This window comes from Rhizobium sp. Leaf321, from assembly GCF_001423215.1.
Classification (GTDB): Bacteria; Pseudomonadota; Alphaproteobacteria; order Rhizobiales; family Rhizobiaceae; genus Neorhizobium; species Neorhizobium soli.
Map to the genome: position 1 here is coordinate 651540 of NZ_LMOF01000008.1, position 13237 is coordinate 664776.

At 60.9% G+C, this 13237-nt stretch carries 8 protein-coding genes; 4 read left to right on the plus strand and 4 right to left on the minus strand.

Going from position 1 to position 13237, the window contains the following annotated elements; translation table 11 throughout:
* Positions 1-270 precede the first annotated feature (270 nt).
* The 3 genes from gltB to ASF70_RS24445 all read left to right on the plus strand — a co-directional run bounded on the left by gltB (position 271) and on the right by ASF70_RS24445 (position 6828).
* Positions 271-5007 carry a glutamate synthase large subunit gene (gene gltB, locus ASF70_RS20185; RefSeq protein WP_062582333.1) on the plus strand — a complete coding sequence of 1579 codons (4737 nt, stop codon included), beginning with the start codon at positions 271-273 and terminating at the stop codon, positions 5005-5007.
* A gap of 182 nt (positions 5008-5189) precedes the next feature.
* On the plus strand, positions 5190-6644 hold the full coding sequence (locus tag ASF70_RS20190) for a glutamate synthase subunit beta (RefSeq protein ID WP_062582335.1): 1455 nt from the start codon (positions 5190-5192) through the stop codon (positions 6642-6644).
* 13 nt (positions 6645-6657) lie between these two features.
* Positions 6658-6828, plus strand: a complete 171-nt coding sequence (locus ASF70_RS24445) for a hypothetical protein (protein ID WP_210166807.1) — start codon at positions 6658-6660, stop codon at positions 6826-6828.
* Between the two features lie 67 nt (positions 6829-6895).
* Here ASF70_RS24445 and ASF70_RS20195 read toward each other — a convergent pair whose 3' ends face one another.
* From ASF70_RS20195 to ASF70_RS20205, 3 genes are all read right to left on the minus strand, one after another.
* Positions 6896-7816 carry an alpha/beta hydrolase gene (locus ASF70_RS20195; protein WP_062582337.1) on the minus strand — a complete coding sequence of 307 codons (921 nt, stop codon included), beginning with the start codon at positions 7814-7816 and terminating at the stop codon, positions 6896-6898.
* Between the two features lie 118 nt (positions 7817-7934).
* The gene (locus ASF70_RS20200) at positions 7935-9101 is read right to left on the minus strand and encodes a DUF459 domain-containing protein (RefSeq protein ID WP_082472036.1); all 1167 of its coding nucleotides are present in this window, start codon (positions 9099-9101) and stop codon (positions 7935-7937) included.
* 110 nt (positions 9102-9211) lie between these two features.
* Positions 9212-10432 (minus strand): lytic murein transglycosylase, encoded by a 1221-nt coding sequence (locus ASF70_RS20205; protein WP_082472037.1) that lies wholly within the window; start codon positions 10430-10432, stop codon positions 9212-9214.
* Positions 10433-10630: 198 nt separating this feature from the next.
* On the opposite strand from ASF70_RS20205, the gene galU reads away from it, so the two are divergent.
* A complete protein-coding gene (galU, locus tag ASF70_RS20210) occupies positions 10631-11518 on the plus strand; it encodes a UTP--glucose-1-phosphate uridylyltransferase GalU (RefSeq protein WP_062460958.1) in 888 nt (295 codons plus the stop codon).
* Between the two features lie 81 nt (positions 11519-11599).
* Here galU and fucP read toward each other — a convergent pair whose 3' ends face one another.
* A complete protein-coding gene (fucP, locus tag ASF70_RS20215; RefSeq protein WP_244474112.1) occupies positions 11600-12877 on the minus strand; it encodes an L-fucose:H+ symporter permease in 1278 nt (425 codons plus the stop codon).
* Between the last annotated feature and the right edge of the window lie 360 nt (positions 12878-13237).

The window sequence follows — 13237 nt, forward strand, 5'->3', positions numbered from 1 at the left end:
ACTTTTTCGTGGGCCGGGGATTGAAGACAGGCGGCACTTATGTCATAAAATTCGAGAATTAGGACAGAATTGTTGTCCTAATTTTTGAAATGAAGGCGGTTTTTCGTTTCCGAGCGGTGACCGTCGACGTGTTCAAGGGTATGCTTCGTGCTCTCAAGGGCTTCCTGCTTCCGCAGTCTGCCACCTGAAAGGACGAGGCATTTCTTCGGGTGAAATGAAGAATACGCCGTTTGCAAGCTCGATCGTGAGTGGCCAACAGGAGGAATAGCAATGACGAAGAATGTTCCTGAAGTGCACTGTCTGCCCGCCACCGCGACCGCGGCGGAAGCTGGCTCGGGCGTCGAACAGCGTCTGCCATTCATTGCCTCCGGTATTCCGGCAGCACAAGGTCTTTACAACCCGCGCAACGAGCACGATGCCTGCGGCGTCGGCTTCATTGCCCATATGAAGGGCCAGAAGTCGCACCAGATCATCAAGGACGGCCTGTTCATTCTGGAAAACCTCACCCATCGCGGCGCCGTCGGGGCAGATCCGCTGATGGGCGATGGTGCCGGCATCCTCCTGCAGATCCCCGACAAGTTCTTCCGCGAAGAAATGGCAAAGCAGGGCATCACCCTGCCGAAGGCTGGCGAATATGCCGTCGGTCACTTCTTCCTGCCGCGCGACCCGGATCAGATCGAGCACTTCAAGAAGGTCATCGTCGATGTGACGGCCGAAGAGGGCCAGCAGTTCATCGGCTTCCGCGAAGTGCCTGTCGACAATTCCTCGCTGTCCAAGGCGCCGGATATTGCCGGTACCGAGCCCTATCACCTCCAGGTGTTTATCGGCGCCGGCCGCGATGCCGCGACCAATCAGGATTTCGAGCGCAAGCTCTTCCTCATTCGCAAGGTCATCTCCAACCGTATCTACGATCAGTTCGGCGGCCAGGAAACCGGCTTCTATCCGGTATCGCTGTCATCGACGACGATCGTCTACAAGGGCATGTTCCTCGCCTATCAGGTCGGCGCCTACTACAAGGATCTGGCCGACCCGCGGTTTGAAAGTGCTGTCGCCCTCGTGCACCAGCGGTTCTCTACCAACACGTTCCCGTCCTGGAAGCTCGCGCATCCATACCGCATGGTTGCCCATAACGGCGAAATCAACACGCTGCGCTCCAACGTCAACTGGATGGCGGCGCGTCAGGCGTCGGTGTCCTCGCCGCTGTTCGGCGAGGACATTTCCAAGCTCTGGCCGATCTCCTACGAGGGTCAGTCGGATACGGCCTGCTTCGACAACGCGCTCGAATTCCTGCTGCGCGGCGGCTATTCGCTGGCGCATGCGATGATGATGCTGATCCCCGAAGCCTGGGCCGGCAATCAGTCGATGTCGAAGGAGCGCAAGGCGTTCTACGAATACCATGCGGCTCTGATGGAGCCATGGGACGGTCCGGCTGCCGTATGCTTTACCGATGGCCGCCAGATCGGCGCGACGCTTGACCGCAACGGTCTGCGCCCGGCGCGTTACCTCGTCACCGACGACGATCGTATCATTCTCGCGTCCGAAGCCGGCACGCTGCCGGTGCCGGAAGAAAGCATCATCAAGAAGTGGCGTCTGCAGCCGGGCAAGATGCTGCTGATCGACATGGAAAAGGGTCAGATCATCTCCGACGAGGAGTTGAAGACCACGCTTGCAACCCGTCATCCTTACGAAAAGTGGCTGGATCGCACGCAGCTGATCCTTGAGGACCTGAAGCCGGTCGAACCGCGGGCGCTGCGCCGCGACGTTTCGCTGCTCGATCGCCAGCAGGCGTTCGGCTACACATCCGAGGACACCAAGATCCTGATGTCGCCGATGGCGACGACCGGGCAGGAAGCCGTGGGTTCGATGGGCACGGACACGCCGATCTCGGCGATGTCGCAAAAGTCGAAGCTGCTCTACACCTATTTCAAGCAGAACTTTGCGCAGGTGACGAACCCGCCGATCGATCCGATCCGCGAAGAGCTCGTCATGAGCCTCGTCTCGTTTATCGGGCCGAGGCCGAACATTCTCGACCATGAAGGTGCGGCCAACGCCAAGCGCCTGGAAGTTCGCCAGCCGATCCTCACCAATGGCGATCTGGAAAAGATCCGCTCGATCGGTCACACGGAAGACCGGTTCGACACCAAGACGCTCGATTTCACCTACGATATCGAGCGCGGCGCCGAAGGCATGCCGGAAATGCTCGATCGCCTCTGCGAGCGTGCGGAAGCGGCGGTCAAGGGCGGCTATAACATCATCGTCCTCTCCGACCGCCAGATCGGACCGGACCGGATTGCCATCCCGGCGCTTCTCGCGACAGCTGCCGTGCACCACCATCTGATCCGCAAGGGTCTTCGCACCTCGGTCGGTCTCGTCGTCGAATCGGGCGAGCCGCGCGAGATCCACCATTTCTGCCTTCTCGCCGGTTACGGTGCCGAAGCCATCAACCCTTATCTCGCCTTCGACACGCTGACTGACATGCATATGCGCGGCGAGTTTCCGAAGGAAGTGGACAGTTCCGAGATCGTCTCGCGCTACATCAAGGCGGTCGGCAAGGGCATCCTCAAGGTCATGTCCAAGATGGGCATCTCGACCTACCAGTCCTATTGCGGCGGCCAGATCTTCGATGCCGTCGGTCTGAACACCGAGCTGGTCAACCAGTATTTCTTCGGCACCGCGACGTCGATCGAAGGTATCGGCCTCGATCATATCGCCGAGGAAACCGTTACCCGCCACCGTGCAGCCTTCGGCAAGGATCCGGTTCTCGCCTCGTCGCTCGATATCGGCGGCGAATATGCCTACCGCATGCGTGGCGAAAGCCATGCCTGGACGCCGGATGTGGTCGCCACCCTGCAGCATGCCGTGCGCGGCAACAGCCAGGATCGCTACCGCGAGTTCGCCGAAATGGTGAACGAGAGCGCGGTGCGGATGAACACCATTCGCGGCCTGTTCAAGATCAAGTCGGCGGAACGGTCCGGCCGCAAGCCGGTGTCGCTCGACGAGGTGGAGCCCGCAGTCGATATCGTCAAGCGGTTCTCGACCGGCGCCATGTCGTTCGGCTCGATTTCCCGTGAGGCGCATACGACGCTTGCGATTGCCATGAACCGCATCGGCGGCAAGTCGAACACCGGTGAAGGCGGCGAGGAAAGCGATCGTTATCTGCCGCTCGCCGACGGTTCGATGAACCCGGAGCGTTCGGCGATCAAGCAGATCGCATCCGGCCGCTTCGGTGTGACGACCGAGTATCTGGTCAATGCGGATATGCTGCAGATCAAGGTGGCGCAGGGTGCAAAGCCCGGCGAGGGCGGTCAGTTGCCCGGCCACAAGGTGGATGCGACCGTTGCCAAGACCCGTCACTCGACGCCGGGGGTCGGCCTCATCTCGCCGCCGCCGCATCACGATATCTATTCGATCGAAGATCTGGCGCAGCTGATCTATGACCTGAAGAACGTCAACCCGACCTCCGACATCTCCGTGAAGCTCGTCTCGGAAGTGGGCGTCGGCACGGTTGCGGCAGGCGTTGCCAAGGCCCGCGCCGACCATATCACGGTCGCAGGCTTCGACGGCGGCACCGGCGCTTCGCCGCTGACCTCGCTGAAGCATGCCGGTTCCCCTTGGGAAATCGGCCTTGCCGAGACCCAGCAGACGCTGGTGCTGAACGGTCTGCGGTCGCGGATCGCGCTGCAGGTCGATGGTGGCCTGAAGACCGGCCGCGACGTCATCATCGGTGCCCTTCTCGGAGCAGACGAGTTCGGCTTTGCGACGGCGCCTGTCATTGCCGCCGGCTGCATCATGATGCGCAAGTGCCATCTCAACACCTGCCCCGTCGGTGTTGCCACGCAGGACCCGGTTCTGCGCAAGCGCTTCAAGGGCACGCCGGAACACGTGATCAACTACTTCTTCTTCGTGGCCGAGGAAGTGCGCGAGATCCTCGCCTCGCTTGGCTTCACCAAGTTCGACGAGATCATCGGCCTTTCCGAGCTGCTCGAGAAGGACGACATGCTGGCGCACTGGAAGTCGCAGGGTCTCGACTTCACCAAGCTGTTTCACAAGGTTGAGGCTCCGAAGTCTGCGACCTACTGGACCGAGCGGCAAAAGCATCCGATCGACGATATTCTCGACCGCAAGCTGATCGAGAAGTCGCAAGCCGCTCTTGAAAGCAAGGAGCCTGTCGTCTTCGAAGTGCCGATCAAGAACGTCGACCGGTCCGTCGGCGCCATGCTGTCGGGTGCGCTGGTCAAGCGCTGGGGCCAGAAGGGTCTAAAGGACGATACGATCCATGTGACGCTGCGCGGCACGGCCGGACAGTCGTTTGCGGCGTTTCTCGCGCGCGGCATCACGTTCGACCTGATCGGTGACGGCAACGACTATGTCGGCAAGGGTCTGTCGGGTGGACGCATCATCGTGCGGCCGCCGGAAAACTCCAACATCGTTGCCGAGAACTCGATCATCGTCGGAAACACCGTGCTTTACGGCGCAACGACCGGCGAATGCTACTTCCGCGGCGTTGCCGGCGAGCGCTTCTCGGTGCGCAACTCGGGCGCCATCGCGGTGGTCGAAGGCGTGGGCGACCATGGCTGCGAATACATGACCGGCGGCATCGTCGTCGTGCTCGGCGAAACCGGCCGCAACTTCGCAGCCGGCATGTCGGGCGGCGTGGCTTACGTTCTCGACGAGACAGGCGATTTCGCCAAGCGCTGCAACATGGCGATGGTGGAACTGGAGCCGGTACCTGAAGAAGACGACATGCTGGAAAAGCTGCACCATCACGGCGGCGACATCATGCACAAGGGACGCGTGGACGTTTCCGAAGACATGACGCGTCACGACGAGGAGCGGCTCTACCAGCTGATCTCCAACCACATGCACTATACCGGCTCGACCCGCGCCAAGGACATTCTCGACCGCTGGAGCGAGTTCCGTCCAAAATTCCGCAAGGTCATGCCGGTCGAATATCGCCGTGCACTGGTGGAGATGGAACGGATGCGGATGGGCGTGGCTGCGGAGTGAACCGCAAGGGACGCATCGTTCATGCCGGAGTGGCCGTGGCAATCGCCGCGGCCGTTCCAACGGTCGCAGCACTGGTCAATGGTGCGCTAGTTTTGGAATTTGTGGTGCTGGGGGCGGTGATCGGTTTCGCCTACTGGTACTGGGGGCCGCAATGGCCGCCTCTGTGAACTGAGGGAAAGACTATGGGCAAAGTTACGGGATTCATGGAAATCGACCGGCAGGTTGGCAAGTACCAGCCGGCGTCCGATCGTATCCGCCATTTCCGCGAATTCACCATTCCGATGTCGGATGCGGAAGTGACGAAACAGGCGGCCCGCTGCATGGACTGTGGCATTCCCTATTGCCACGGCCCGACCGGCTGCCCTGTTCATAACCAGATCCCCGACTGGAACGACCTCGTCTACAACAACAAGTGGGAGGAGGCGATCCGCAACCTCCATTCCACCAACAACTTCCCCGAATTCACCGGTCGCGTTTGTCCCGCGCCGTGTGAGGAAGCCTGCACTCTCAACCTCGAAGATGCGCCGGTCGCGATCAAGACTGTCGAGCAGGCGATTGCCGACAAGGCCTATGAGCTCGGGTATATCGTGCCGCAGCCGGCGACCGTGAAGAGTGGCCGCAAGGTTGCCGTGATCGGTTCGGGTCCTGCCGGCATGGCGGCGGCCCAGCAGCTTTCGCGCGCCGGTCACGACGTACATCTGTTCGAGCGCGAGTCCAAAGCCGGTGGCCTGCTGCGCTACGGTATTCCTGATTTCAAGATGGAGAAGAACTTCATCGACCGGCGCGTCGAGCAGATGACCGGCGAAGGCGTGACCTTCCACTACGGCGTCAATATCGGCGTCGACAAGAAGGTGGAAGAACTGACTGCGGAATTCGACGCCGTGCTTTATTGCGGCGGTTCGGAAACTCCGCGTCCGGCCGGCATTCCCGGCACGGAACTGCACGGCGTCTATGATGCGATGCCGTATCTGGTGCAGCAGAACCGCCGCATCGGCCGCGAAAATATCGACAGCGTCGCCTGGGCCGCCGAGCCGATCCTTGCCGGTGGCAAGCATATCGTCGTCGTCGGCGGTGGCGATACCGCTTCCGACTGCGTCGGGACCGCGTTCCGCCAGGGCGCCGTCAAGGTGACCCAGCTCGACATCCGCCCGCAGCCGCCGGAAAAGGAAGACAAGCTCGCGGTGTGGCCATTCTGGGCCACCAAGATGCGCACGTCGTCCAGCCAGGCCGAAGGCGCGATCCGCGAGTTCCAGGTGGCAACGCTGGAATTCGTCGGCGAAGACGGCCAGCTGACCGGCGTTCGCTGCTGCGAAGTGGATGATCGCCGCCAGCCGATCGCGGGCACCGACTTCATCATCAAGGCCGATCTCGCCTTCATCGCCATCGGCTTCTCGGGCCCTGCAACGGATAGCGTGCTGTCCGAACTCGATGGCAAGCTGGCGCTCAATGTCGACCGCCGCGGCTCCACCAACGTCATTGCCAACGAGCGCGACTACAAGACCTCGGTCGACAAGCTGTGGACCGCCGGCGACGTTCGCCGCGGCCAGTCGTTGGTGGTGTGGGCGATCCGCGAAGGCCGTCAGGCAGCACGAGCCATCGACGAAGCGCTGATGGGATCGAGCGTCCTGCCGCGCTAACTGATATGTCAAAATGAACGGCCTCTCTCCGTTTCGCGGGGAGGGGCCGTTTTTGTTTCGGGAGAATCAGGTCATGCTTGCCCATGACCATCCCGCAATCGATCTTGGCCTGCTCGATACGCTGTGCATCGCCCGGATCAGTAATTTCACGATCCGATTCCTGCGCGCAGACGGTCATCAGTAGGATCGACCCGAATTGCTGCTTGGGCGACGCTTGCTTTCCACAATAAGCGCCTGGTTTTGTGATCGCATCACTCGCTGCTGGAGAGAAACGCGTCGATCAATTTGACGGTGGCATCCGGCTGTTCTTCCATCAGCCAGTGGCCCGCATCGGCGATCACGCCCTCGCTGACCTGCGTGGCTGCGGTGCGCATCACCGCCGCCATGCCCGGCCCGAAGGACTTTTCACCGCCAACGGCCAGAATGGGCATTTCCAATTTTGCGCCCGTGGCTGCCCAGGCGCGGTTGTCGATCGCATCCTGGTCGAAGGCCGCGAACTGGGCGAAGCCGGAATGCATGGCGCCTGGCAAGGCATAGAGGGCGGCATAGTGTTTGCGGGATGCTTCGTCGAACCGCTTTGGGTCGGCGGAAAATTCGTTCCAGAACCGGTCCAGATAGAGCCGCTCGCGCCCGGCGACGAGACGCTCCATGTCCGGCCCCCCGAAGCGGAAATGCCAGAGAAGCGGGTTTTTCAGGATCTCGTCCCATGGTCCGATGCCGGGAACGGGCGCATCGAGCAGCGCGAAGCGGGTCACGCGGGCAGGTTGCTGCGTCGCGAGGGCGAAGCCCACCATGTTGCCGATATCGTGCGTGACCAGCGCGAAACGATCAATGTGCAGTCCGTTAAGAATGGTGGCCAAGTCGCGGGCCTGGCTTGCCTTGTCGAAGCCGCCTTCGGGGTGTGATGACAGACCCATGCCGCGAAGATCGGGAACGATGACCAGATGATCCATCTCGAGCTTTGCAGCGAGCGGCGCCCACATGTCGCCGGTTTCGCCGTAGCCATGTAGCAGAACGACGGCAGGTCCCTTGCCGCCAATCCGGAGATGGATGTCTACGTTGCCGACATGGACAGTTTGGGTCCTGAAGGTGGATGGAAACGGCGGAACGTCTGCAAGGACCGGCGTCGCAAGCAGAATCGTTGATACGATAACGCGAAAAAGCAGGTTCATGCGGGCACTCCGATAAAAGAGATCAGCTAGGCCATGCACGTCTGAACTGGGAATTTATGACTATGTAGCACGTTTTTTCGCGAAGCTACAGGCGAGAGCTCGCGCTCGTGTCAAAGACCTACTGGGTCGTGAGCCGGTAGTCGTCGATCCGACCGGCCGGGGCGGGCTCGAGTTCGCCGCGTTTGACCAGTTTGTCGCGCGGCGTTTCCGTCAGACGGGCCGGTGGCGCATTGCCGCCCAGAAGCTCCTGGCCGCCGTCCAGCTCCGGGTCAACCAGGCTGATCGGCCGTACGGGCACTTCGGGGTTGGCAGGAGATTCGAGCGTCTGGAGCGGCGGGAGGGTGCTGCTGTCGAATTTGGCGAGATCGGGGCTTGCCATGTCGCCCAGATGCCGGCGCAGGACCTTGTCGACATAGAAGGCGAGCTTTTCCTTGCCGGGCTTGGTGAGCGTGATGCCGTCGGAATTGCGCAGGCGTACCTGCTGTCCGTTGACGTCCGAGCCAGTCAGGACGAACCTGCCGTCTTCGTCGACGAAGCCGTCCCAGATGTCGACGAATTCGCCGCCGACCTTCTCCACCTGTCCCCGATAAAGCGTGTTGAGCGTGACCGCGTCCGCCATCATCGATGGCGACTGGAACGCCGGCAGGCCGACCCAAAGCAGCGTCAGCTTGCGCTGCGCGATCATGCCGGCAAGCTCCGCGACACGGGTTTCATATTGTTTGAACCAGGCATCCGTGCGGAATTTCTCGCGTCCGCTGGCGGTGTCCATTTGCTGGCGGTCGTTGGCACCCAGCATGACGACCACGATCGCGGGTTTGGCCTCGTCGAGAATAGCCGGCAGTTGGCCAAGCCAGTCGTAATGGTCGTCGCGCACCAGGCCGGAGGATCCGTCGCTGCGGCTGATGATTGAAACCCCCGGGGAGGTCGCAAACGTCGTTTCCAGCTCACCCCCGATATTGCCAGCGAGAAAATCGCCGATAACGAGGATCTTTTTGGCGGTTTCCAGTTTGGCGACGGGTTCGGCCTGGGGCTGAGAGGGTATCGGCGCCGTCCTCGTGCGGGGAACCGCAGCCTGCGGAGTGGCACGGCTTCTCTGCCGGCGTGGCGCCATCTCAATGATCGATCCATCCTGCCGGTCATATCGCCGGGTCGGACGTTCGTAGCGTTCATATCGCTCTGTGCGCGGCGCACCGAACAGCATGTTGAACAGGTTGCGCCGATCGCCGCCGTCCTGGGCAAACGAAACGGTTGATGGCAGCGACAGCACGAGGCTGGTCGCTACCATGAATACCGTCCGGACCAGGCGTCGGTTTGGCCTGTTGTGGCGCAAGAGCTTCATCGTTTTCATGCCTTTTGGCCGCACCGTTCACGATTGCGGCGCATCGCATGCTAGCCTCAACGGATCGCCTTGAGAAGAGAATGCGACGGCTCGCCATCCGGCTGCATGCCGAGACGCTTCTGGATGGCGGAGATCGCGGCCTTCGAGCCGGAGCCGAAATTGCCGTCCACTTCGCCTTCGTAATAGCCGAGTTCCTTCATGCGGCTCTGCAGCTCGAACTTTTCCTTGATGTCGAGCGTGCCGTTGGGGCGCGGCCAGGACTGCTGTACACCGCCGAAACCGGCGATCTCGTCGGCGAGAAGACCGACCGCGAGCGCGTAGCTGTCGGCTGCGTTGTAGCGCTTGATGGTGAAGAAGTTGGAGAGCATCAGGTAGGCTGGACCGTTCGCGCCGGCCATCAGCTTCAATGTCGCGCGGTCTGCTCCGCGCGGAAAACCCTTGCCGTTCGGACGCTGGAAGCCCAGCGCTGCCCACTGCGCCAAGGTCTTGCTCTGGCCTTCGTATTTTGCGGCGCCGGCGGGAAGCACGGATTCGTAGCCCCAGGTCTTGCCGGCAGTCCAGCCGTTCTTGGCCAGGAGGTTGGCGGAGGTCGCCAGCGCATCGGGAACCGAATGCCAGATGTCGCGCTTGCCGTTGCCATCAGCGTCGACCGCATAGAGCAGGTAGCTCGTCGGGATGAACTGGGTATGGCCCATCGCGCCTGCCCAGGAACCGGTCAGCTGCTTGGGGGATACGTCGCCTGCCTGAAGAATCTTCAAGGCGGCGATCAGCTGGTTGCGCGCGAACTTGCCGCGCTTCGGATCGCCCCAGCCGAGCGTCGCCAGTGCCTGCGGCACGTGGTGCAGACGTTCGGGGTTTTCCAGAGCTGCGCCATAGTTGGATTCCATCGACCAGATGGCGAGGAGAATGTTTCTGTCGACACCGAAATGCCGCTCCACGGCGTTCAGCGTCGCGCCATGGCGGGCAGCCATTTCGCGGCCGATCTTGACCGTGTAGGGATTGACGCGGCTGTCGAGATAATCCCAGATTTTCGACTTGAATTCCGGCTGGTACTCGGCCTTGCGCAGGACTTCCTGGTCGGGACCGCTGATGCCTGCAAAGGCGCGATCATAGGTCGAGCGACTGATGCCGCTTTTGGCAGCAGTCGAATAGAAATTTGCAACCCACGTCTTGAAACCGGCATCGGCGCGGGCATCTATCGCGCAGGTCGATATGGCAAGGCCGGCGACAAGCGAGAAGATCGTTGCGCGGAAGCGATTGGGGCTGATTTTTTTCATCGGCAGTCGGTCCATTTTTATTCTGGCCATCATGGCGAGATCGGGATGCGGCTCAACGATGTGATAACAGGATAGGGTCAACAAATTCTTTACCATGAAACGCGCGGCCGGGGCAGATCTTTGCTAAAAGGTAGCAAATGTTTATTACAGCCGACAAAAGACCCGAAACCGCACAGCGAAATGCATCAGGAGGCATGAGTGTCACAAGAACGGAAAATTCGTAAAGCAGTCTTCCCTGTTGCGGGCCTCGGCACCCGCTTCTTGCCGGCCACAAAGGCTGTGCCAAAAGAAATGCTGACGGTCGTCGACAAGCCGGTCATCCAATATGTGGTCGATGAAGCGGCGGAAGCCGGCATCGAACATTTCGTATTCGTGACCGGCCGTGGCAAAGGTGTGATCGAAGACTATTTCGATATTCAGTTCGAACTCGAGCAGATGCTGCGCGAGCGCAACAAGAATGCCGAACTGACGCTGCTCTCGCATATCCTGCCGAAGGCCGGTACGGCGAGCTTCACCCGCCAGCAGGTTCCGCTCGGTCTCGGTCACGCCGTATGGTGTGCGCGCGACATCGTCGGCAACGAACCCTTCGCGGTCCTGTTGCCGGACATGATCATGTCGTCGGAAAAGAGCTGCCTCAAGGGCATGGTCGAACTCTACGACCAGACCGGCGGCAACGTTCTCGCGGTCGAGGAATGCGATCCGGATCAGGCCCACAAGTACGGTATCGTCGGCAAGGGTGAGACCGTCGGCGACGGTTTCAAGATCACCGAGATGGTCGAAAAGCCTGCCAAGGGCACAGCTCCTTCGAACTTCTTCATCAACGGCCGCTACATCCTGCAGCCGGAAATCTTCAAGATCCTGGAAACCCAGGAACGTGGCGCCGGCAACGAGATCCAGTTGACCGACGGCATGCTGGCGCTGGCCAAGAGCCAGGAATTTGCCGGCTACCACTTCAAGGGCGAGACCTACGACTGCGGCGCCAAGGACGGCTTCATCATGGCCAATATCGCCTTTGCCCTGCAGCGCCCGGACATTCGCCCGGCGATCGAAGAGCCGCTGAAGGCGCTCGTCTCGAAGCTGATGTAAGCCTATCCGTTACTGCAAAAGAAAACGCCCCCGCGAGACGATCGCGGGGGCGTTTTTCGTTTCAGGGATCCATGCCTTCGATCAGGCGGCCCTGTGACCCTTGAGGCCGTAATAGGCGATGTAGAGGTAGCATATCGCTGGCATCAGGAAGGCGAGGTGGATGCCGACCGTATCGGCCAGCATGCCCTGCACGACCGGCAGGATGGCACCGCCGACGATCGCCAGGCACAGGATGCCCGATCCCTGGCTGGTGTGGCGACCAAGACCCTTGAGTGCCAGGCTGAAGATGGTCGGGAACATGATCGAGTTGAACAGGCCGATGGCGAGGACCGACCACATTGCCAGCGAGCCGCCCGCAAACACCGTGAGCAGGATCAGCAGGATCGCAACACCGGCATTGAACGCCAGCGCCTTGCCGTCGTCGACGAAGCGCATGACATAGGCGCCGACGAAACGACCGATCATGGCGCCGCCCCAGAAATAGGCGACGTAATGGGCGGCTTCGGATTCCGGCATGCCGGCGATGCTTGGTTCTGCCAGGTAATTGACCAGGAACGAGCCGATCGACACTTCGGCACCGACATAGACGAACAGGCCGATCGCGCCGAGAACGAGGTGACGGTAGGCCCACGCGGAGCTACGTTCGCCGCCTTCAGCGACCGTCGTGTCTTCCGTTTCGACATGCGGCAGCTTCAGGGCTGCAAAGACGGCGGCCAGCACGAGGAAGGCGATTGCCAGAAGCATGTAAGGGAAGCGGACGGCATCAGCCTCTGCGAGGCGCAAGGCTTCGAGTTGTTCGCCGCTGGCGTTCTGGATGTCGCCGGTCGCGGCCGACAGGATAAGGAAGGCGCCGAAGAGCGGTGCGATCGTGGTTCCGAGCGAGTTGAAGGCCTGGGTCAGCGTCAGCCGGCTCGAGGCAGTTTCAGGGGCGCCCAGCTCCGTCACATAGGGATTGGCGGCAACCTGCAGAATGGTGACACCGCTTGCCAGCACAAACAGCGCGCCGAGAAACAGCGCATAGACGCGGTAGCTGGCAGCCGGGATGAACAGCGCACAGCCGATCGCTGCAATCAGCAGGCCGACGACGATGCCCCATTTGTAGCTGATGCGCTTCACAAGCGCGCCGGCCGGCAGCGACACGATGAAATAGGCGCCGAAGAAGCACAGCTGGATCATCATCGACTGGGTGTAGTTGAGCTGGAAGACGTTCTTCAGGTGCGGGATCAGAATGTCGTTCAGGCAGGTGATAAAGCCCCACATGAAAAACAGGGAAGTCAGGGCAACGAGAGCGAAGCGGTAATTGTTACCTGCCGTCGAACTTGTTGCTGTGCGCGGTGTGGTCGCGCTGTCTGTTGGAATTCCAGCCACGTTGAGCCTCTAATCTATCAGGATGTATCGATGGAGTGCATTAATGCTGCACTGCGACAATTCGTCGTGAGCGCTTATATGTTGCGCACAGTCCTGAGGGGAAGTGGGCGGAAGCCCGGGCGCAAGCTTTGTACAACGTGCATGGACGGCGTGATCGGCTGGAGAAGCCATGCGCTGGAGGAGTAGCTGGAGCAACGATTGCTGCAGTGCGGAAATAATTGTTCGCGGGAAGGTATGTTGGAGACAGAACCCATTCCGATCCCGGGCCGTTTAGCGCGACTTCGTACTTTATGCCTATTGTGAAGGCACACATGTCGAAGCATTGGCGCCGAGTGGCGGCAGTACCGGGAT

Excerpts from the sequence above, each read along its gene's own strand:
- ASF70_RS24445 (WP_210166807.1), top strand. The coding sequence starts at position 6,658 with ATGAACGGCCTCTCTCCGTTTCGCGGGGAGGGGCCGTTTTTGTTTCGG.
- gltB (WP_062582333.1), top strand. The coding sequence starts at position 271 with ATGACGAAGAATGTTCCTGAAGTGCACTGTCTGCCCGCCACCGCGACC.
- ASF70_RS20190 (WP_062582335.1), top strand. The coding sequence starts at position 5,190 with ATGGGCAAAGTTACGGGATTCATGGAAATCGACCGGCAGGTTGGCAAG.
- ASF70_RS20200 (WP_082472036.1), bottom strand. The coding sequence starts at position 9,101 with ATGGTAGCGACCAGCCTCGTGCTGTCGCTGCCATCAACCGTTTCGTTT.
- ASF70_RS20195 (WP_062582337.1), bottom strand. The coding sequence starts at position 7,816 with ATGAACCTGCTTTTTCGCGTTATCGTATCAACGATTCTGCTTGCGACG.
- ASF70_RS20205 (WP_082472037.1), bottom strand. The coding sequence starts at position 10,432 with ATGAAAAAAATCAGCCCCAATCGCTTCCGCGCAACGATCTTCTCGCTT.